The organism is Bradyrhizobium sp. CB82 (genome assembly GCF_029714405.1).
In the GTDB taxonomy this organism is placed as follows: domain Bacteria; phylum Pseudomonadota; class Alphaproteobacteria; order Rhizobiales; family Xanthobacteraceae; genus Bradyrhizobium.
The window spans coordinates 281164-301166 of the sequence record NZ_CP121651.1; the positions used below are offsets into that span (position 1 = coordinate 281164).

A 20003-nucleotide genomic window follows, 5' to 3' on the forward strand; every position below is an offset into this window, starting at 1 on the left:
CCGATACCGACCAAATACCGCAACGCAGCGAAATGACGCGATGGGGCCAATTGCCGACATCTGGGCTCATCCCATTCTTCCCGCCACTGCATGCCGCCGGCGCGGCAACCGTACCGTGAACTCCGTGAATTCGCCGACTTCGCTGTCGACCGTGATGGTGCCGCCGTGCTGTTGCGTTACGATCTCGTAGCTGATCGACAGCCCAAGCCCCGTGCCCTCGCCGGTCGGCTTGGTCGTGAAGAAAGGCTGGAACAGTTTCTCCCTGTTCTCCGGCGGAATACCAATGCCATTGTCACGCACGCGGACCTCAACGCTTTCGCCGAACTCGCGGGTCGTGATCTTCAGTTCCGGGCGGTAAGCTCCGTCGTTCTCGCGACTCCGCTTGTTAGCGGCATAGAAGCCGTTGCCGATGAGATTCAGGAGCACGCGAGTCAGCTCCTGAGGTACAACGTCAACCGGTGCGAGGTCGCGGTCGAGGTTGCGCTCCAATGTGATGTCGAAGCTTTGATCCTGAGCGCGCGCCCCGTGATAGGCAAGATTCAGGGCCTCCTCGACCAGCATGTTCAGATCAGTCGCTTGCCACTCGCCGCTGCTACCTCGTGAGTGCTGTAGCATGCTCCGAACAATGCCGTCAGCGCGGCGACCGTGCTCGACGATCCTCTTCAGATTTCCGGTCAGCATGCCAATTGTCTCGACAATCTCGGCCCGCTTGCCGGGATCGAGGGCGCCGACCGCCTTCGCCGCTACGTCCTTCAGCTCCTCCAACAGGTCGACCGAGAGGCCGGCAAAGTTGTTGACGAAATTGAGGGGGTTTTTGATCTCATGAGCAATGCCGGCGGTCAGTTGCCCGAGCGCCGCCATCTTCTGAGCATGGACCAATGCCTCCTCGGCGCGCTTGAGACGCGTCAAGTCGAAGTAGGTGAGCATCCGCCCGCCATCTGGGAGAGCCACGACCTCGTACTGGAGCACGCGCCCGTCGGGGCGATGCCACTCTTGCGGCGGCGTCGATGCCGTGTGCACCTCAGCCAAGCGACGGGCAACATAACCATCCCACTCCTCCTCGGGCACGCCATGCAGGCCGCGCCGGCTGTAGCCCAGCAGCAGCTCTTCCAGGGTATGGCGCGCCCGGAGGACCTCATCGGGGAGCTCCCAGAGATCGCGGAAAGCGCGGTTGTACATCCTCACCCGCAACTCGGGGTCGAGGATAAGGACGCCATAGTCGATCGTATCTAGGACCACTTGGCGTTCACGCAGCCGCTGCTCCTCAACCTCCACGGCTGTATCGCGGAATACGCGGAGCGCCTCGGCCATGCGGCCGATCTCGTCCCCTCCGGGCACGGGCAGCGGTACCCAGAGCTCGCCGCCAGCGATCTGGAGCATGGTGCCGGCGAGAGCCTTGAGCCGGCCAATCAGCTGCCGATCGACGTAGAGCCAGACGATCAACGCCGAACTTAGAAGGCTGGCCAGCACGATTGCGCCAAGCACAGCGGTGCTCAGTTCCCGGACACGCCTCGACTCTGTGCTGGCGGCCGCAATGTCGGCCTTAGCACCGGCCACGAGTCGATCCACAGCCTCGGTAAGACCACGGGAAAGGGCGGCGTTCTCGGCCAGCATTCGCTCGCCACGGCCAAGCGCCTGGAGTTCGCGCTCGCGGGCAGCCGGCAAGCCATCCGGCCCCTCCGCGAGTACGACGAGTTCATGCAGCCGGTCATGGAAGCGATCCCGGAGCGACGGTTCAAATTCAGCCGCGATCGCCTCAAGCGCGGAAAGCGAGCGCTTGAGCGGAAAGGCGAGCAGCGACAGGTCCGCCGACGAGCGGGCGTCAGCGGCCTTGAGCAGACTGTCATTGAGCGCCGCGATCTCGAGCTGCGCTTTTTGCAGTGGAACGGCACCTGCGACCGCACGGGCGAGGTTCTCGCCGGATCCCTCACCCCCGGCGTGCCGCCATACCGCGATTTGCGAATCGAGCACGAGAATGCCCGGCGCCACCAGCCGGTTGCTGCCGACCACTGTGGTCGAGAGCCGGCTCAGCAGCTTCGCTTTGGTCTGGGCGGTCGCGAGCCTCTCCGCGAGGAGTCCGTCGAGCGCATCGAGATTGCTGCCGAGCCCAGCCACCGAGGTTTCGATCGGGCCGAACACGGTCGGGTCACTGGTGGCGCGCAGCTCAACAAGGATCGCCTCCAGCTTGGCGAGCTGCGTACGGATGTCGGCGGCAACCTTTGTGCGACCGGCTTCGTCCGGGGCTGCGAGAAGCGCCGGAGCGGCGGCCGCGATCCGTTCGGCTTGGCGCGACAATTGCAACAAGGCGAGGGCCGCCGGGGCACGCTCCTCAGTTGTCCGCTCGACGACCCTGCCGAGTACGAGTAAGGCCCACATCGACGCCGCGGCGGCGAGCACGGCAAAGGCGCTGATGCCGAGGAACGCAACCAGTAGCCGCCAGCGTACGCTCACAGGCCCCGGCATGGTCTCGTCCTCCGTGCCGCGCTCTCTGCCGCGTAGCGAGAACGACGGAGTACAGCTAGCGCTACGCGTTATTCGACCGCCGGTCGAGCGAAGAGCCTCGCCGGCCTCGATGCCGGATAGCTGCGACCCGCCCGAGGGTGTCGAACGGAGCCCACGATCGGGCGCCCGGCAATATTGACTCTATCTCCCGAATGGCGCAACCGCTCCACCGGTACAGCCCATTATCGGTTGGAGCATCCAGCACAGGCATCAAAAAGAATCCCGGGTCCGACGTTCTTTAGGCTACAATTCCGGAATAACTGGGCGGGATGTCTACAACGGCTCGAGGACCAGAAGTAGACGGCGAGCGAACGGCATCGAACAGGGAGGGAAAGATGCACTTTCCAGCACCATTCCGCCGGCGTCTCATCCGCGCGACGGTCCTTGCGATTGGGACCGCGGGCGCAACCGCTGTTGCACGGGCTGAAATCAGGATTGCCGTTGTCGGCCCGCTGAGCGTCTCCCCAATGACCGCGCAGTACGCGACGTTCGGTGAAGAGCTCCGACGGGGCGCTGAGCTGGCGGTGCGCGACATCAACGAAAGCGGGGGTATCAATGGCCAGAAGCTTACCCTCGTGATCGCCGACGACGCCGGCTGCGACCCCAAGATGGCGGTGGAGGTCGCCAACGAACTCGCTAGGCAGGAGATCGTTTTCATCGATGGGCACTATTGTTCCAGCGCCTCAATCCCGGCCTCACGGGTTTACCACGAGAAGCGCGTCTTGATGATCAGCCCAGCCTCGACCAACCCGCGGCTCACCGACCAAGGCTTTGCGAACGTTTTCCGCGTGTGCGGACGTGACGACGTTCAAGGCGCGTTTGCCGCTGACTACGTCGTCGACCATAAACTGGCAGACAGGATCGCCGTTGTCCACGATCAGAGCGCATACGGCAAAGGCATCGCCGATGAGTTTAGAAGGCGACTGAACGAGCGTGGCGTCCGGGAGAGGATGTACGAAGCCATAGCGCAAGGTGACAAGGAATTCAGTGACCTGATCACGAAGATGAAGGCCGTCGGCATCGAGCTGATCTACTTCGGCGGCTACTTCACCGAGAGCGGCCTGTTCGTGCGCCAAGCGCGCGAGTACGGCCTGACCGCTACGATGATGGTGACTTCAGGCTCGTTCAATCAGGAGTATTGGGATCTCGCCGGTTCTGCCGCAGAGGGCACGTTGATGACCTTCGGCCCCGAGCCGCGTAAGCTGGCCTCGGCGGCTCAGGTGGTAAAAAGATTCGAAGCTGAGGGCTTCAGCCCCGAGGGCTATACCCTGTATGCCTACGCCGCGATCCAAGTCTTTGCGGAGGCCGGCACGAGGGCGGGGTCGTCCGAACTCGACGCGCTGGAGAAGGCATTACACGAAGGCACGTACGAGACCGTGCTCGGGCCAATCACCTTCGACGGCAAGGGCGACGTCCAGGGCTTCAAATACTCGATGTACCGCTGGCATGACCGCACTTATGAGGAAATCTGCTGCCGCCCCCCGGGAAGTGAGCTGTTCGAGTCACCCGGCCCAACCGCACGGCAAGGTGGGCTCGGAGCGCATTGATCAGCTGCGTGCGCTGACGGATTAAAAGATCCCGCGTTCGATGCAACATCAGCAAGGCTTGCTGATCGGCCGACTTGATCGGCACGAACCGCATCGATGGGCGTGTCACGGCCTCACAGATGGCGGCTGCGTCGGCCGCATCGTTTTTCGACCGTTTGACATAGCCCTTCACGTAGCTCGGCGGCATCAGACGGACGGTGTGACCGAGCTTGGAGACTTCGCGCGCCCAATGATGCGCGGTTCCGCAGGCTTCCATGCCGACCAGGCAAGGGGAAATCTTGCTAAAGAAGTCAATGACCTGCTTGCGCCGCAACTGACGAATGATGACGACCTTGCCCGCACTATCCACGCCGTGCACTTGGAACACGTTCTTGGCGAGATCAACGCCGATGGTGCTAACCTGCATGTGGACGACCCCCCTCCGGTGATTCGTGGTTCAACGATCACCCTTTGGCACATTCGATGCCGGGAGCGGGCGTCGTCCACCACATCATTCGCGTCGATTTGGTCGCGTCTCCGCCATGTCCGGTCTGGCCTCGACTGTTGAGGTGCCGAAGGCCATCGCGATCTTCGCCTTCGGGCACACAAGCTGACATATGACCGGTTCTGGTGCGAGAGGCACGTTGGCGACAGAAATTCGCTAAGGTGGAAACTCGACGTTGCCACAGCCGAGCCGACATTAACCATATGGGGGATCGCGCACTACGGACCCCTGACGGTTAGTGCGCCCTTAACATTTTTGCGCAAGAGATAGACCCTTAGCGCGGAGATCAATACGCAAAGCGAATGACGGCGGACATTCATCCTCTGAGGTGGATTGTTTGAGAACGCTTCTCATGATCGCGCTCGCGGCGACCTTGGTCGGCTGCAGCCGTCAACCATCATACCAAGCGGCTACCGGAACGGCGGCTCATCAGCCGATCGAATTCGCGTCATTGAAGACCGATCCGCCGACAGAAACCAAGCTCAAGAACGAAAAGCCGCCCCCTCTTCGGGTCCGTGACAGGGTTGCCCGTTTCATCGCCAAGAAAGCAAAACCTGCAAGCATCAGAGCAAAAACTGAGCCTACGGCAACTCGCGTCCCGCTCCCACCTCCCTCGTTGAGGACGCAACTCGAGCCGAAAAGCAAAGCCGATGCGGATTTGGGTACGATAGGGCAGCCCACTGTGGGTCTCTCTCCGAATTCTAAAAGCAGAACCATGAAAGAGCAGGTGGCGGCTGCGACCGAGGTCGCGGAGCGAATGACGGACAATGTCGAACCCACGGACCTCCTGGTTGCCGTTGTAATGGCTCGTCCGCAGATCAAGTCGGTAGCCGATCTTGCGGGTAAAAGTGTTGCGATGGATGAAAGGTATTCTGCATCCAGCGTTGATGTTTGGGTCGGGTTTGTGGTGGCAGGGGTCTCAGTCAAGGTGAGTGCAGGACACAGCGCGGCGATCGATCGGCTCAGCAATGGCGAGGTGACGGCTGCTGTGCTGGCCCTCGTGTCTCCTGACGCAGCGGACGGGTTTCCTGAAATCGCTGGCTTCAAGATTTTTCGCGTCCCGCTTTGGCCATATGCTTCGAAGGCTCGGCCTTAACCATAAGCAAAACGATCTTCAAACTCTAAGCCTTTGTTGCGATGACGCCCAAAATCCAGAAATCCAAGCTAAGGGTTTGTGACGGTCGCACGAGCTGGCGGCTCGCCATGAGGCATCAGGTCGTGATCGTGGATGCTGATCTGGTGGAACGCCGATTGGGCAAGCGGCCGCATCGAACGGCGCGCTACTATTCAAAGACCTCATCTGCACGCGCGAGAAGGGAAGGCGGGATCTCGACACCAAGCGATTTTGCAGTTTTGAGATTAATGGCGAGCAGATACTTGGCGGGCTGTTCAATTGGCAGGTCGGCCGGTTTGGCGCCCTTCAGTATCCGATCGACATAGTGGGCTCCCCGTCGAGCCTCACCGGGAAAGTCCGGCCCATACGAAATCAATCCGCCCGCCTGTACTAGGTTGCGGACAAGATAGATCGACGGCAAACGTGCCTGGACTGCGAGATCTGGCACCCGGTGCGGCGGACTGTGGAAGATGGGATCGCCCACTATCCACAAGGCTTCTGCCCCTCCAGCCTTAGCGGCGGCAACTGCGCCTGGAATTTCGTTCGTCTCCTTCACGTTGATGACGTCAAGCTCAAAGCCGAGGTTAGCGGCTGCTGCGGGTGCTTCCCTTGGAAATAAAAGGCGCAAAGTCTCGCTCGAGGGGTTGAGAAAAGCCGCGACGCGCTTCGCGTGCGGGAGAAGCTCCCGAAGCACTTCAAGCATCTTGCCCATGAAAGCGCCTGGAACTAGCGTAGCGACACCCGTCAGGTTTCCGCCTGGATGAGCAAGGCTTGACGCAAGCCCTACACCAACCGGATCAGCCACGAAGAGCATCACGATCGGTATGTCCGAGGTCGCCTCCTTGACAGCGCGCACTGCCTGAGGAGTGATCGCGACGATGAGATCGGGTTTCGATCGCACGAGGTCGGCAGCGAACACCGGTAACTGATCGAGCCGCGAACCCGCTTCCTTACGTTCAAGGACGATCGTAGCATTCTCTACCCAGCCGAGATTGCGAAGCTCGTCCAACAAAGCCTCGAAGGTGGTTCCGCTGCAGGACGGGACGCACAGGATCGCGACGCGTGGTGCGGTCCCTGCGGCTTCGCTTCCAGCTGGCGCACCGAACAGGAGCAACACTGCCAGAAATGCGATCGTAGCTGTAATCCTTCCCATTTGGTCACTCAGTGGGCGACAAGGTATCCGTGATCGCAGTCTGTACTATAGCGACCAGACCTGCGCAGAGTCCAACGCCTGCTTTTGGTCAACAGAAGACCTCAGTCAATAACTTCGGCGCTCACGAGGAGAGACGGCGGGATCGTGACGCCAAGCGCTTTGGCCGTCTTCATGTTGATGGTGAAGTCGAAGCGGGTGGGTCCTTGAAACGGTAACTCGCCTGGGGGTACGCCATTGAATATGCGCACTACATAAGTTGCTGCCTGCTCGGGGGATGTCCCGGGTTCTGTTGAATTTCTGAAGATGTCGGCGTTGCCCACCTTGAGCCGGTAGGCTCGGGGTGCTGATTCCACAAAGGAGAGCAACGCCATGACGAGAGATATCACACCGGCTGGTTCGCCGGCGACCGGGGCTGTGGACGAAGCGTTTGCAGAAGTGCGGGCGAGCTTCGATCGGTTCTGCCTTGCGGCAGGGATCGAGGCGCTCGGCACGATGATGGAGGCGGATGTCACGGCGGCCTGCGGGCCGCGCCACGGTCGCGATGCGGGGCGGCAGGCGCACCGTTGGGGCCGAACGCGGGGCCGGATCGGCTTCCACGGCGGCAAGATCGAGGTCGAGCGCCCGCGGGTCCGGGGCGTGGACGGCCGCGAGGTCACGATCCCGAGCTGGGAAACGGCGGCGCAGGAGGATTGGCTCGGTCGCTGGGCGATGAACCTGATGCTGATCAATGTGTCGACGCGCCGGTTCGGCCGCGCTGTCCGGCTGCCCGAGGGTGACGTGCCGGCACCGCCCGGATCGGGGTTTCGAAGTCGGCGGCCTCGCGGAGGTTCGTCGCGCTGTCGGCGGCGCGGCTGGCCGACTTCATGGCTGCCGATCTGTCCGCGCTCGACCTTCTGGTGGTCCAAATCGACGGGCTGCATCTCGGCGACGATCTCGTGCTGGTGGCCGCGATCGGGGTTGACGGCGAAGGCAACAAGCATCCGCTGGCGCTGGTGGAAGGGGCGACCGAGAACGCCGCAACGGTTCAGGCCCTGCTGGACAACCTGGTCTCGCGCGGGCTCGACCCGACGGTGCCAAGACTGTTCATCGCCGACGGCGCGAAGGCGTTGTCGAAGGCGATCCGCCGCACCTTCGGTTCGGCCGCTGCGATCCAGCGCTGCCAGATCCACAAGGCGCGCAACATCATGGAACGCCTGCCGAAAGAGCATCATGCGGCCACCCGTCGGGTGCTGCGCCAGGCCTGGGAGCTCGATGACGCCGACAAGGCTGAAAAATTGATCCGCAATCTCGCGCGTCGACTCGACCAGCAATGGCCCGGCGTAGCGGCCAGCATCCTTGAAGGCCTCGATGAAATCCTGATTGTCGTCCGGCTGAAGCTGCCGAAGGAGCTTCGTCGATCGCTCGCCTGTACCAACATCGCCGAGAACATGATGGGCACCATTCGCCGCGTCGCTCGCAACGTCAAACGCTGGCGGGATGCTGGTATGGCCTTGCGCTGGGTCGCGGCCGGCATGATCGAGGCCAACAAGGGCTTCCGACGATTGAAGGCGTATAAGCAATTGTCGGTTCTGCGTGCGGCCCTTCAAGCTCACCACGATCGCATGACGATCAAGCCCGTTGCCCACGTCACGAGGGCCGCGTAACATTCATTCCGGCAACGTCGGCCCGGCGTAGTTCAACAGCGATCGGGACATCCCCCCTGCTCGCCCAGTTCTCGGAGACTTGGACCATAGCCAATCATCAAGCCTCGTTGAGCGCTCTCTCGGAAGCCTCCAATGGTCGGCAATCCGGCCCTTACCGACAGAACGGCGAGCACTTCGCTATCGCGATGCAATTCTGGGACAGGCACAATCACGAGGACTTCTGCGCCCTGCCGCGCATCGCGTCAAAGGCGGCTGCATACTCGCTTGGGCTCTCTACCCAGATTTCGATCAGTTCCAATCCGGCCTCGGCAGCAGCCTTGCGCAAGGTTGGAAAACCCGCTTCCACGACCTTGCGATGGGAGGCCATCACCGCTATGCGACGCACTGACGGCAAGGCTTCATGAAGGAGGGCTAGACGCTTGACCTCAAGCTCCGGTGCGATCAAGCAAACGTCCGTGACATTGCCGCCCGGACGCGCCCAACTCTCGGCGACACCGGCGGCGACTGGGTCGGCGCCTATGGGTGCGGCGACAATTGGAATTGTTTTCGTCACTGCGCGAGCAGCGTGGAGCGACCAATCGGAAGAGGCGACAATGACATCTGGTTTGTCGCCAACCAGCGCCTGGGCTAACGCCTGCATTTGCCCCTCCACACCCTCGCGAAAATCGACAATTAGATTGGGCCTTCGACGAAGCCGCGAGTCGCCAAGTAGGGCAGCATGATAGAACTGAAAGCTTTACTGCCAGTGGTTCCCGGAAGTGTGAGCAAGCCCAAGCGCCAAACCCGTTCCGCGGCCTCCGCGCAGATCACCGAAAGCATCGCTAGCATCGCGCAAATAGTCGCTACTGATCTCATAGCGGATTCTCCTTTTCTGCTTTGCTTCCATGCTAGCATTCCGAACATGACGACATAAGAGAAGGCAAGCGCCGTTTTGACCATTGGTCGGGCGCTTCCGGTCTACCCCCGACTCTGGACAACTCGCCGCTACGCCCTAATCGAAGCGATGGGCCAAAGCACAAAGTCGCTGCGCTCCAGCCCGCTGCGCGGGAGCAAGAGCCGAGAGGCCGGTAGCCGGTTGAGAGGATAGTAATGGCACTGGAGAGCCCCCGTCCTGAGAATGGAGGTGTTGTCAACCTACTCAGGAAGGAGCTCTCCATGAGCGAGACTAACACTGTCAGCCCGCTGCGTCAGCGTATGATCGAAGATATGGCTGCGCACAAGCTCAACCCGCACACCCAGCGTAGCCACATTTGCAGCTGCAAGCGGTTCGCCGCCTGGCTCAAACGCTCGCCCGATACGGCAACCCCCGACGAGGTGCGGCAATTTCAGCTGCACCTGATCGAGAGCGGGACCAGCATCTGCAACCGCAATCGGATCCATGACCGGGGTGCGGTTCTTGTTCCGCGTCACGCTCCGTCGCCATGATCTGGCGGCCGAGGTCTGGCACCTCAAGGAGCCCGAGAGGCTGCCGCCGGTGCTGAGCCCCGAGGAGGTCAAGCGTGTTTTGACCATGGCGACCAGTCTGAAGGCGCGCGCGATGCTGACGCTGGCCTACGGTTGCGGGCTGCGAGCCGGCGAGGTGGTGCGGTTGCGAGCAGGCGATATCGACAGCGAGCAGAAGATTATCCGCATCGTGCAGTCGAGGGCCGCAAGGACCGGCACGTGGTGCTGCCGGCCGAGGTCCTGAAGCTGTTGCGGCAATGGTGGAAGGCGCGGCCGACCGCGTCCAACAACGGCGTCGCGCCCGAACACCGCTGGCTGTTTCCAGGCCGTAGTCAACGTCAGCCACTGACCACGCGTCAGTTCAGCCGGTTGTTCAAGGAGGCCGCCAACGCCGCGAGGCTGCGCAAACCGGTCTCTTTGCATTCGCTTCGCCATAGCTTTGCGACCCACCTGCTCGAGCGCGGCAGGGACCTTCGCGTCATCCAGGCCTTGCTCGGACATTCCAAGCCCGAGACGACAGCCCGCTACTGTCGCGTGGCGATCGGACTGATTGCCAAGATCGAGAGCCCCCTGGAGGGCTTAGTCTAGGTCGGGGCACCGCCACCTCGGATTTATCGGCAGACCCGAGCACACGGGGCTGCCAAACCGTTTGTGCTATATCGTTGCTCTCTTGCCCATGCTGTCGTTCATGATGCCGGACGTAACACGACGCCCTGCGGAACCTCGCCCCTTGTCACGAGACGCCAGAGGGCGATGAGCAGCTTACGCGCCAGCGCCACAATCATCGTCTTGCGTGTGCTGGCGCGTCCGTCGGCGGTTCGCGCCGCGAACCATTGGGCCAGGGCGCTGTTCTTTTGGAACCTGATAAAACGCCAAGCCAGCTGGATCATGCCGCTGCGGACGCGGACATTGCCAGCCCGCGCAAGCCCCCGTTCGCGTCGACGGCTGCCGCTCTCGTCGGGCGAACCAGTAAGACCGGCGTAGCGGGCGACGGCCTTGCGATCGCGCCAGTGGCGCGAGAAGATCTCGTTGACCAGCATGTCCGCCGTTTCGATACCAGAGCCAAGGACGCGGGCAATCAGGCGGACCATCGCGTCCGGGCTTTTCGTCTCCGCAGCAGGAGCCACCGCGAGTTTGCGCAGGCGTTCCTGTTCGACCGCACGGATCTGGTCGCGTACGACGCGTAGCCGCGCGAGATGACGGCGCAGTTCCGAAAGCGTGTTCTGCGGCAACGGCGTGCCTTCTGCCGTGCGCAGATCTTCGAGCCCTTCGGCAAGCTTGCACTTGGTCGGCGCAAAGTGCGGATGCCGAAGCGGGTAAACATCGCCTTGATCTGGTTGATAAGCCGCGTTTGCTCAGTCACCAGATTCTGGTGCTCACGGTTTGGTCGCCTCGCGTCCTCCTCCTCGATCGTCGGGATCGCCACCATGCTGCAATGGCGCCTCTCGCCGCGCAGCCAGCCGAGAAAGACGCGCATCAGAAGTTCCGTATCGAGACGATCGGTCTTCGCGCGCCGGTGTTCGCGCGACACCGCGATGCTGGTGGGATGGATGACGTAGGCCTCAACATCGCGCGCCCGCAGCCAGCGCGCGAGCCAGAACCCTTCGCGGCCAGCCTCAAAGGCGACGACGATACGCTTGATGTTGCGCCCAGCCTTGCCGGCTTCGCGGCGCCAACGATGCAAGAGCTTCAGCAACGTTTCCTCGTTGGCGTCGAATTTCTTAAGTGGCGTTCGATGCCGGGAACGAGTGCCGCAACCAGCCACTTCGTTTGGCTCATCTCGATCACGGCGATGATTGTGCTATCCTGCTCGAGAGCGGTGAGGGACCTGCTCGCGTCAAAACGAAAATGTTGCGACATGGGTGAGCTCCATCGGTAGCCGTTGAACAGCGCCCATGGTGCCACGTCCTCGCCGCTCGCCCCATAGCATCTGCACAACTGCTGACTCATAAACCGCTGCAAACAGCCGATTGATTCGATTGCCTCTTAACCGTCGTCGATCCCCTGACGACGACACTCTTCCGATGTCCCTGTGGCCTCGCTCTTCCCCGCGCCATATCGCCGTGGTCTCCCCCGCCTAACCGGCGAATTCATTTACGTAGCTCGACTAGAATGTCCGTTCGCAAGGCTGAGCAGGGCGCCGACGCGTTCCGAGGTTGCGGGATGGCTGCGAAGGAGACGCGTTGGACCATCCTCGCACGCAGTCGCCGACAGGACCGCGTGGTGGCGTTCCAGCTTGTCGAGCGCGGCGATTAACGCTCGCGAATCTCCGGTCAATTCAAGCGCGGTGGCATCGGCATCCAGTTCGCGGGTACGTGACAGCGCCAAACGAAGCAAGTGGGCGATCGAAGGTGCGGCGCGCAGCAGTGCAGCCAGCGGCCGACTGTTCGGCGCGCCACTGGGCTGCGCGCGCAACAACGCGAGACCCGTAAACGAGGTCAATTCAATCGAGCGATGCAGTGCTGCCGCCCAGCTCATCGTCCAGGCATCATTGTTGAGGATGTGGGCGACCTCATGAGCCAAGATGCCGGCGATCTCGTCGCGAGTCATGCGACGGAGTAGGCCCTCGGTTAATATGATGGCGGCGCCCTCCGGACCACCCAGCGCGTAGGCGTTCATGTCGCCGGGACCTGGAAGGCAATAGATATCGGGCAATCGAGACAAGCGGGCTCGGTTGCAGACGTCTATCAGTATACTAAACAATTCCGGCAGTTCGGCAGGACCCAGCAGCCGGACGCCGAACCATCGAAACATGGTCTCGTGCGAGATCGCAGAACCGTTCGGTCCCGGCGCGCTTAGAGCCAGCGCCTGGTGAACTCCCTCAATTCCACCAACGATCCAGCCGCATACCGCGAGCAACAATGTCATCGCCGCGATCGCCAATCCAGATGATCGATGGTTCGCTGCTTGATGGCGGCTCCGTCCCCACGCGAACGTGGTACCGCGAATGAATCGCATCGCTGCACGCTCTCCCTTGCCGTTCGCTCGAGCTTCGCAAGAACCCCGCAAGGAGGATGTCGTCGGGCATGGTCCGCCTCGCGCATGATTAGTTACGGAGGCTCCGCGTCTGGTTATGTGTCGGCGATCACACTTTGTTCGATTGGAAGCGACCGCCCCGCACGACATCAGTCGCATTGGCTATCTCGACCAGCTTGCGCGCGGCGTCATGGGGGTCGGCGAAAGGGGCGAGGTTCATAAAGTTCATGCGGCGAGGGTACCCTCGCCGCAGCCGCCGATTTGGCTTGCTCGGCCTGTTTCGCACCCATGGCTGCTAGTCGGGCTTCCTCTTCTTCGGCCAAGAGAGCCTTCTCGGCTGCCACTGCGCGCGCTTCTTCTGCTGCTATCTTATTAAGTTGTGTCTTTGCGAGGTCGGTGTAGAACCCCTCAGGATACTGCCCGAGGAATGCGTTCTAGCCTTCGCGGGTGCTGAGCTGTAGGCGCAAGCTCGTAATCGCGGCGAATGTTGTCTTGAGGGTTTGGCTGCGGGCTTCTTGCGGCCGGATCCGCGACGATGGTTTTGCAGCGGCAACCAGTGGGAAGTCGTCGCCGCCGAGCGAGCCGTAGACATAAGGCTCCTGCTTGTTGTGGGTGGCTTTCAACGCGTCGTCACGGACGTATCCAAACGTCTTCCTGAGATCGAGACCCCGCGTGGCGCAAGGTCTTGCGCATTTCGCTGACGGTTAGATCCAATTTTGTCGTGACCGCGTCAAAGTCCGCATTCCTAAATGTATCGGTGACCAGTAAGGCGTCGTTCACCGGGTTGGTTAGTCTCGGGACGTTCCTGTAGGCTGAATCGCCGATGATTAACGCGACACGCTTCTCGGCGAAGGCAGACCCGCAACCGAGCCAAGTGGCGAGAAGCATAAATGCAAGTGTCCGAAACATGCCCATGCGGCCCTCGGACGAGTAGTTCGTTGAGACTACCTCAAGGTATTGCGGGGCAATAGATCTCCTCTGTGAGGCTAGCGTGCTGGAATGCGAACGTGTCGGGCAGGGATGGCGTCATCAGCCAGTACCGGACGAGGCGCTCAACACCGTGATGCGCAGTGCCATGGGAAACACACGCGTTGCCTTTACCGCCGGCGAACGCTCTTCGGTCACTCGCTATCGGCGTGCGCGCGAGCGGAACTTCTGACCCTCGCTCCGCATACTCCCATACCTCGTAACCGAGCGGACGCCGACTGAGTAAGGCGATTAATTCGCGTCGCCTCATGGATTGGCCCCTCGATTTGGAAGAACCAGAGTCTTCTATCACACCGTTGCGAGGGAGCAGGGCGGCAAAGCAAATCGTCCGCCGGAAATGACGCGATGGTCCACGAGCGTTGCCCTTTGCAACACTCGCTGTCCGTCAACTTCCGCTATGCCCTGTTCGCTCAGGGGTCTTGCGGCGGCGCAATATGTCGCGAAGGTGCCATTAAGACCAAAGTGCAACGCAGCAAATACAAACTATTCGATCACTTCGTCGGCGCGAGCAATCACTGAAGTAGGCACGGTTATGCCCAACGACTTAGCTGTCTTGAGATTGATGCTGAGGTGGAAACGCGTAGGTTGCTCGAATGGTAGGTCCGCGGGGTTGGCTCCCTTCAAAATGCGATCAATCAAAGAGGTCGCGCGATCGTAGATTTCATCCAGGTCTGGGCTATAGGACGACAAGCCGCCTTCGCGCACATAGTGTGCCCGCTCGTAGGTGGCAGGCAGCCGATGTTCATCGACAAATTCGTAGACGCGTCGGCGATTCAGGAGAGTGAGCGCATCCGAGACCAAGAGAATTGCATCCGGTGGATCGCGTACCATGCTCGCGAAAGCTTCGTCAAAATCGTCCGGCTCAAGGACGGCGAGTGGTTGCACCCGAGCCCCAATTGCCCGCGCGGCATCTGCCGCCCCCTGGTATCGCAGCGTCATGCCCAGATCGCGTGCGTTCCAGAGCATTGCGACGGTACGCACCAAAGGCACCATGTCTTTGATCAGTTCGAGACGCTTGGGAGCAAGTTCGATGGCCATATCAGAGACGCCAGTTACGTTGCCGCCTGGCCGTGACAGGTTTTTGACCAACCCCGTTTCAACGGGACCTCCGCCCACTTCGGTCGATACGATTGGAATGGTTGTCGTGGCGTTTTTGGCGGCCAGGGCTGCCGGAAAGCTGAAGGTAAGGATCACGTCTACGTTGCTCGCCACGAGATCCTTGGCAAGCTGTGGCAGCTGTTCAGAGTAGATCCCGCTGGCACGAATTTCGAGCGCCATATTGCGATCGGGTATGTAGCCGTGGCTCGCTAAAGCACTGAGCATCGCATCAAAAATGCTTTTCTCGTCGACGGGTTCATCGGTACTGAGGATCCCAATGCGATACACCTTTGACGCAGTCTGAGCGACGCCCTCAAACGGCCATGCCGTGATGATGCTCACAATGGACGCAATGAATTCCCGCCGCCGCATGGGATTTCCGCCCGACCAAGGGCTACACCCTATCACATTACAGAACGAGGGTTGTGTTGTGCATCACAGCAAAATTGCGCGGCCGCGGAGCCGCACATCTTCGAGCGCTCCAACATGACCTCCCGCTCGAACTGAGCAACGGAGCTAAGCACGTTCAGCAATCCTTCAACGCCGCCAGCATCGCTTCTCGCGGTTGATCCGATGCATTCGAGCCCTGCTTCTGCCGCGTCGCCTGTCATTCGGCCCTTTAATTGCGGTTTGTTGTCAAGCTTTCCTTTTTGAACTCGCCAACGGCACGGCGGTAGCGCTCGTGCCGTTGGAGCCGGTCGGGGTTGCGGAGACGGCGCGAGCGCGGCTGAGATATGATGGTTAGTCAGGCATTGGACCGATCTATAGTTGAACCTTTGATGCCATCGCTGGGGTCATGGTCCTTTCCGAGGTCGCATAGCGCCTCATGATGATGTCCGGGTCGGGCGCCTCAACCTATGCAGCGGAGTGCAGACAAGCCGCCAACAGCCGAATGACCGAGGTCGCCACAACCACCGTCCCAGCGGGACATCGCCGGCCGGTCGAGAACCGGGCCAGAAACTTGCAAAAAAGGATCACACCTCTTTGGGCTGCCCCCAGTCGAATGATGTACCGTCGACCCAGATGCAGTGCAGAACAACGGCAATCTTGCGCTCGATGGCGACCTTTGCCTTCCTCATGCCAATCCGCTTGGCAAGCTTCATTCCCCAGGCCTTGAGGGAGGACCATTTCTTCGTTCGATAAAGCAGAACAGTCGCTGCCTCGAACAGATACGTTCGGAGGAGCCTGTCGCCCCAGCGTGATATCTTGCCATTGATGTCCGTTTCGCCAGATTGGTTGCGCCGAGGTGTAAGACCCAGATAGGCGCCAGCGGTCGATCGGAAGCGGGACGGGTCATCGATGGTGTGGCGGAACGTCAACGCCGTCACCACGCCGACACCAGGAACCGTCATCAGACGACGCGTCGTCTCATCCGACTTCGCCAACTGGCGGACCTCGTTGTCGAACTTGCTTTGTTGCTTGCAGATCTGCTCATGGATCGACAGAAGCGGCGCGATCACACCGAGGAGCTGATGATCTTCGCCCAGTAGCTCACGGACCTGATTGCGAAACTGCAGTCCGATCGCGCGCGGGAACAGCAAGCCGTATTCTTTGATCAGACTGCGGACCTGGTTCTCGATATCACGACGGATGGCGAGGAGCCGGGATCTCGCGACGAGTATCGCGCGGATCTTCTGACTTTCCTCGCTCTTGACTTTGACTTCTCGATACCAGCCAACCCGCACCAGTTCTGCCAGACCTCGGGCATCATTCTGATCGCTTTTGTTCATGCGTACGGACAAAGCCGCGTGGGCATGCCGCGCGTCGATGCAAACCACCGGAAGATCAACCCTACGAAGTTCATGCCACAGCCAACTCGCCATCGCTCCGGTCTCAAATCCGATGCGCTCCGCATGCGGCGCACGCTTGCGAAGCAGCGCAGTGAGCGATCCCGGATCAGACTTGGCCTTTCCCTCGAACACGACCTCACCCACTTCATTGACCACGCATACTGACGTTTCTTTTTGCGAGACATCCAGCCCAACATATTGCTTCATAGCCCCCTCCGATTCGTGAGATTGCAGGACGTATGGAAGATAGCGGACCTTTCGTGCCGCGGGCGCCGGCCGCAATTACGTCATCGTATGCAATATTGACCTCCCGTATTGCCACATCTGCGGATGTTACCCTGATGCGCCATTGCCGATGATGATCCAATGTCGATTGATCGGCAGCGCCATTACACCGTCGGCGGGCAGGAAACGTCCGTCACTCAGCGACACCCCGCACACCCGGCCATCCGCCTGCGCCTCAACAGATGCAGCGAAGCTGTTCAGGAATATCGAAACCCCATGCTCGCTATGAATCGCTTGCACGTCGACATCTGAGGTGAGATGGCCCGTGCCATCAATCGTCCGGCGCTCTCGATGACTTGTCGCACGTTCCGTACCGGCCGCCGGCACAGGCCTCTTGCCGGAAGCCGCATTGGGCCGGGCGTAGTGCGTGCTCGCCGTTTCGTCGCTTCCGTGCCCGGAGAGCGCGGCGATGATGGCCAGCGCATCCAGTCGTTCGGCCGCGCTCTGACGTTTGTGCAGATAGAACGCCTTCGAGGTGGCGCCTTGAGCAGTCCCTGAAAGGTCCGCTTCTCTTCGGTACCGTCCACGAAGGCGAAGGAACCGGTCCGGCGATTAAGCAGCAGTGCGACGTCGATGCCGGGCACGATGTCCCGGGTCAGTTCGATCAGCTCGCGCGCCTGAGCCATCCGGTCGGTCAGGCTGTTCGTCATCACCACGCTGAGACCGCGCATGCCCAGCTCCGAGAGCTGAGCGTCGAACTGCGTGGCCGCGAAAATCTGGGCACGCAGCTGGGAAAGGCCACCGCCCAGTCGATAACGATCACCGGATATGCCTCGTCGAGAGCTACCTCCTCCATGATCTCGAAGACCGGCCGAAGCACGGCCGCTTCTGCACCGGCAAGGCGGGCCGCCGCCGCGAAATTCTCCGTATCGATGTGGATGACGTCGCCCGACTGTCGCGACCGGGCTGCTTTGGACTCGATGCGGATGAATCTGATCGGGATGCCGAACTGGGCGAGCAGCTGCTTCGTGAATTCCGCCATCGTCGACTTGCCGACATGGCGACCGAAACGAACTCGATGAAGCGATATGCGGGAACGAACTCGGTGACGGGCCCGGTCGAAGTCTCGGGGGCGGTGATAGCGACGGTGTCGGTCATTTAGTCCTTCATGGCGCGAGCGAGAAAGTCGATCTGCCGCTCTCTGTGGGCGGAGCGGCGGTTTTCGGTGGCCTCATGGCCCGAAGAGGAAATCTGCGTGCCAAACACCAGATCGACCTCATTCGGCGCGGCAGTCCGCGGCGGCGACGCAGCCTCGTTCACAAGGGCGAGGTCGGGCTCCGGATTGCCTGCATCGGCAGACCGGCGAGGGAAGCTCGAGGCCGGGGAAGGGGTGGCGGCTCGAGCAGGAGGCGCGGTCCGGGCGCGGGACTTGGAGGAGCGGGAGCTGACTTTGGACCTGGCCCGAGACCGGCTGATCGAAGACGACAGCGTGGCGGCGGTCAGTGCCGCGCCGTCCGGCCCGGTGATGCCGCAAAGGCCGAGCACCTCGACCAGGTCGGCGTGGGTGGCGTGGTAATCGCGCCGAAGCCGGAGCAGCAACGCCAGGTGCTCGTCGACAATCTGCTGGGTCTGAGCGCGTCGGAACGGACCGCGGCCGGCCTCTCTGATCTCATCGAGCTCTTTCCGGATGTCCGGAGGCAGGGCGTCGATGCATTCCTGGAGCTCAAGCGCGGTCATGACCTGACCTCGCCGATACGGCCTGCCACCCATGCAAGGCTGGGTGACAAGGGCGCCGGCACTCGTTATTCACTTTTGCACGCAACCTGCACGCAGGGTTGCTCGAGACCCTTTTTTCGCGAGTCTCGGGTCGTGGTGAGTGGTGCTAAGTTGTTGAAGGTGGGAGAAGTGGTGATCTGGCCGGTACGTTCGGGAGGCAGGGAACGCCCTCGGTCAGATCGCCACCCGAACGGAATGTCGGTATCGGCGGTTGCGCCTCCCCGCAACCCTTAAGCTTAAGCCCTTGGAATCTTGGAGATTTCAAGGGCTTTTGCATTCTGGCACCTTGGAACCCGCAACCAAATGAATTTGGCAAGGCGCTATTGAGTGCTTTGTCACCGTAATGCGGATCAAGACGCTTGATCTCCAGATCGCGCAAGATTGCCTTGTCTTATGGACGTTCAGCTAACCAATTCTGCCTTGCGACTTTCGGGTCCATCCATCGCCGCTTTCATGGACGGCTGGGAACATGCCCTCGTTGATGACGTCCAATAATGCCTTGGATTTGCTTCTCCACCTTGGTCAGTTCTGACCGCCAAGCTTCATCGTTCGAACGTCGTTCGCGATTAAGCCGATTGGTCCGATTGGTCTCTTCTGCATAGGCGCGCATCGCCTCGGCAACCATTGGCGATCGCAGCAAGCGATTGCAGCGTGCCATTACGCGCGACAATCGTCGTCGTCGTCTTGCTGACTTTGATACCTAGTTCGTCCACGGAAACGGTTTGCGCGGTCGGCGAACGTCGCGTCGAAAAGCGACATCGCCTCCGTGAATTGGCACCACAATGCCGGTGTGAACGGTGAGTCTCTCGATTGCGATGACCCGGCTGCTCAGCAAGGGAATGCATGCGACCGCAAGCCAGCGGTTCTCTTCCGCCTTCGCGATGGCGTCGATCGCTTCTTAACGGCGAGAAGGCCCGTGCGTGCACCCTCTATGGCGGCCTCCTCGCAGAGCGCGATGACAGCCCGCTCAGCGCCTCCGATCACGAAAAGAAGGTCCGGATTCTTGATCGCGATCTCGCAGCGGTGTTTGGCAAGCAGCGGTTCGAGCGCGACCTGGTCTAGCCCGCGAACATGGCCCAGGCGGCTATCGAGGCCTGCCGCGTCTTGCATCAAGCGGGCGCGAATATCCGTGAGCCGCAAGGCCTTGTCGGCGGTCCAGATCCCAGCGATGCTCCAGGCCGCCATCTCCCCGACGCTGTAGCCGGTGACGACGGTTTGTGTGCGGCCTGCTGTCAGCAGCCGCAATTCGGTGGTGACGCCGGTGT

The 20003-nt window shown here is 61.1% G+C and carries 17 protein-coding genes and 4 pseudogenes; 7 read left to right on the plus strand and 14 right to left on the minus strand.

The window, feature by feature from the left end:
- Positions 1–66: 66 nt before the first annotated feature.
- Positions 67–2463 carry an ATP-binding protein gene (locus tag QA640_RS45215; protein WP_283043747.1) on the minus strand — a complete coding sequence of 799 codons (2397 nt, stop codon included), beginning with the start codon at positions 2461–2463 and terminating at the stop codon, positions 67–69.
- Positions 2464–2837: 374 nt separating this feature from the next.
- On the opposite strand from QA640_RS45215, the gene QA640_RS45220 reads away from it, so the two are divergent.
- The gene (locus QA640_RS45220) at positions 2838–4049 is read left to right on the plus strand and encodes a branched-chain amino acid ABC transporter substrate-binding protein (RefSeq protein ID WP_283043748.1); all 1212 of its coding nucleotides are present in this window, start codon (positions 2838–2840) and stop codon (positions 4047–4049) included.
- Here QA640_RS45220 and QA640_RS45225 read toward each other — a convergent pair.
- A pseudogene (locus QA640_RS45225) lies at positions 4027–4455 on the minus strand (IS110 family transposase); the annotation flags it as partial. The gene QA640_RS45220 and the pseudogene QA640_RS45225 sit on opposite strands and share 23 nt — an antisense overlap.
- A 430-nt stretch (positions 4456–4885) precedes the next feature.
- On the opposite strand from QA640_RS45225, the gene QA640_RS45230 reads away from it, so the two are divergent.
- Complete coding sequence (locus QA640_RS45230) at positions 4886–5629, plus strand: hypothetical protein (protein ID WP_283043749.1); 744 nt, start codon at positions 4886–4888, stop codon at positions 5627–5629.
- A gap of 187 nt (positions 5630–5816) precedes the next feature.
- Here QA640_RS45230 and QA640_RS45235 read toward each other — a convergent pair whose 3' ends face one another.
- Positions 5817–6656, minus strand: coding sequence for an ABC transporter substrate-binding protein (locus tag QA640_RS45235; protein WP_283043750.1), 840 nt, complete (start codon positions 6654–6656; stop codon positions 5817–5819).
- 245 nt (positions 6657–6901) lie between these two features.
- Entirely contained in the window at positions 6902–7312 is a 411-nt protein-coding gene (locus QA640_RS45240; RefSeq protein WP_283043751.1) for an ABC transporter substrate binding protein, read from the minus strand.
- Here QA640_RS45240 and QA640_RS45245 point away from each other — a divergent pair.
- Positions 7236–8443, plus strand: a pseudogene (locus QA640_RS45245) (IS256 family transposase). The gene QA640_RS45240 and the pseudogene QA640_RS45245 overlap by 77 nt on opposite strands.
- 208 nt (positions 8444–8651) lie before the next feature.
- Here QA640_RS45245 and QA640_RS45250 read toward each other — a convergent pair.
- Positions 8652–9083: an ABC transporter substrate binding protein gene (locus QA640_RS45250; RefSeq protein WP_283043752.1), complete on the minus strand. Its 432-nt coding sequence runs from the start codon at positions 9081–9083 to the stop codon at positions 8652–8654.
- Positions 9084–9598: 515 nt separating this feature from the next.
- Here QA640_RS45250 and QA640_RS48510 point away from each other — a divergent pair.
- Genes QA640_RS48510 through QA640_RS48520 form a run of 3 tightly spaced genes read left to right on the plus strand, consistent with a single transcriptional unit; the run spans position 9599 to position 10474 of the window.
- On the plus strand, positions 9599–9868 hold the full coding sequence (locus tag QA640_RS48510) for a phage integrase N-terminal SAM-like domain-containing protein (protein WP_349253783.1): 270 nt from the start codon (positions 9599–9601) through the stop codon (positions 9866–9868).
- On the plus strand, positions 9822–10130 hold the full coding sequence (locus tag QA640_RS48515) for a tyrosine-type recombinase/integrase (protein WP_349253784.1): 309 nt from the start codon (positions 9822–9824) through the stop codon (positions 10128–10130). Before QA640_RS48510 ends, QA640_RS48515 begins: the two co-directional genes overlap by 47 nt.
- Positions 10106–10474 carry a tyrosine-type recombinase/integrase gene (locus QA640_RS48520; RefSeq protein WP_349253785.1) on the plus strand — a complete coding sequence of 123 codons (369 nt, stop codon included), beginning with the start codon at positions 10106–10108 and terminating at the stop codon, positions 10472–10474. Before QA640_RS48515 ends, QA640_RS48520 begins: the two co-directional genes overlap by 25 nt.
- 98 nt (positions 10475–10572) lie before the next feature.
- On the opposite strand, the gene QA640_RS45260 is transcribed toward QA640_RS48520, so the two are convergent.
- From QA640_RS45260 to QA640_RS45300, 9 genes and pseudogenes are all read right to left on the minus strand, one after another.
- A complete protein-coding gene (locus QA640_RS45260) occupies positions 10573–11118 on the minus strand; it encodes a transposase (protein ID WP_283043753.1) in 546 nt (181 codons plus the stop codon).
- Between the two features lie 140 nt (positions 11119–11258).
- Positions 11259–11651: pseudogene (locus QA640_RS45265) on the minus strand (IS110 family transposase); the annotation flags it as partial.
- A 329-nt stretch (positions 11652–11980) separates the two neighbouring features.
- The gene (locus QA640_RS45270) at positions 11981–12754 is read right to left on the minus strand and encodes a M48 family metalloprotease (protein ID WP_283043754.1); all 774 of its coding nucleotides are present in this window, start codon (positions 12752–12754) and stop codon (positions 11981–11983) included.
- Between the two features lie 350 nt (positions 12755–13104).
- Positions 13105–13777, minus strand: a pseudogene (locus tag QA640_RS45275) (caspase family protein); the annotation flags it as partial.
- Between the two features lie 555 nt (positions 13778–14332).
- Complete coding sequence (locus QA640_RS45280; protein ID WP_283043755.1) at positions 14333–15319, minus strand: ABC transporter substrate-binding protein; 987 nt, start codon at positions 15317–15319, stop codon at positions 14333–14335.
- A gap of 602 nt (positions 15320–15921) precedes the next feature.
- On the minus strand, positions 15922–16944 hold the full coding sequence (locus QA640_RS45285; RefSeq protein ID WP_283043756.1) for an IS110 family transposase: 1023 nt from the start codon (positions 16942–16944) through the stop codon (positions 15922–15924).
- A 126-nt stretch (positions 16945–17070) separates the two neighbouring features.
- Complete coding sequence (locus tag QA640_RS45290; RefSeq protein ID WP_283043757.1) at positions 17071–17262, minus strand: hypothetical protein; 192 nt, start codon at positions 17260–17262, stop codon at positions 17071–17073.
- A gap of 409 nt (positions 17263–17671) precedes the next feature.
- Positions 17672–18004, minus strand: a complete 333-nt coding sequence (locus QA640_RS45295; RefSeq protein WP_283043758.1) for a hypothetical protein — start codon at positions 18002–18004, stop codon at positions 17672–17674.
- 116 nt (positions 18005–18120) lie between these two features.
- Positions 18121–18699 carry a hypothetical protein gene (locus tag QA640_RS45300; RefSeq protein WP_283043759.1) on the minus strand — a complete coding sequence of 193 codons (579 nt, stop codon included), beginning with the start codon at positions 18697–18699 and terminating at the stop codon, positions 18121–18123.
- Between the two features lie 882 nt (positions 18700–19581).
- Between QA640_RS45300 and QA640_RS45305 the strand changes: the two genes are divergently transcribed.
- Entirely contained in the window at positions 19582–19800 is a 219-nt protein-coding gene (locus QA640_RS45305) for a hypothetical protein (protein ID WP_283043760.1), read from the plus strand.
- Positions 19801–20003 lie beyond the last annotated feature (203 nt).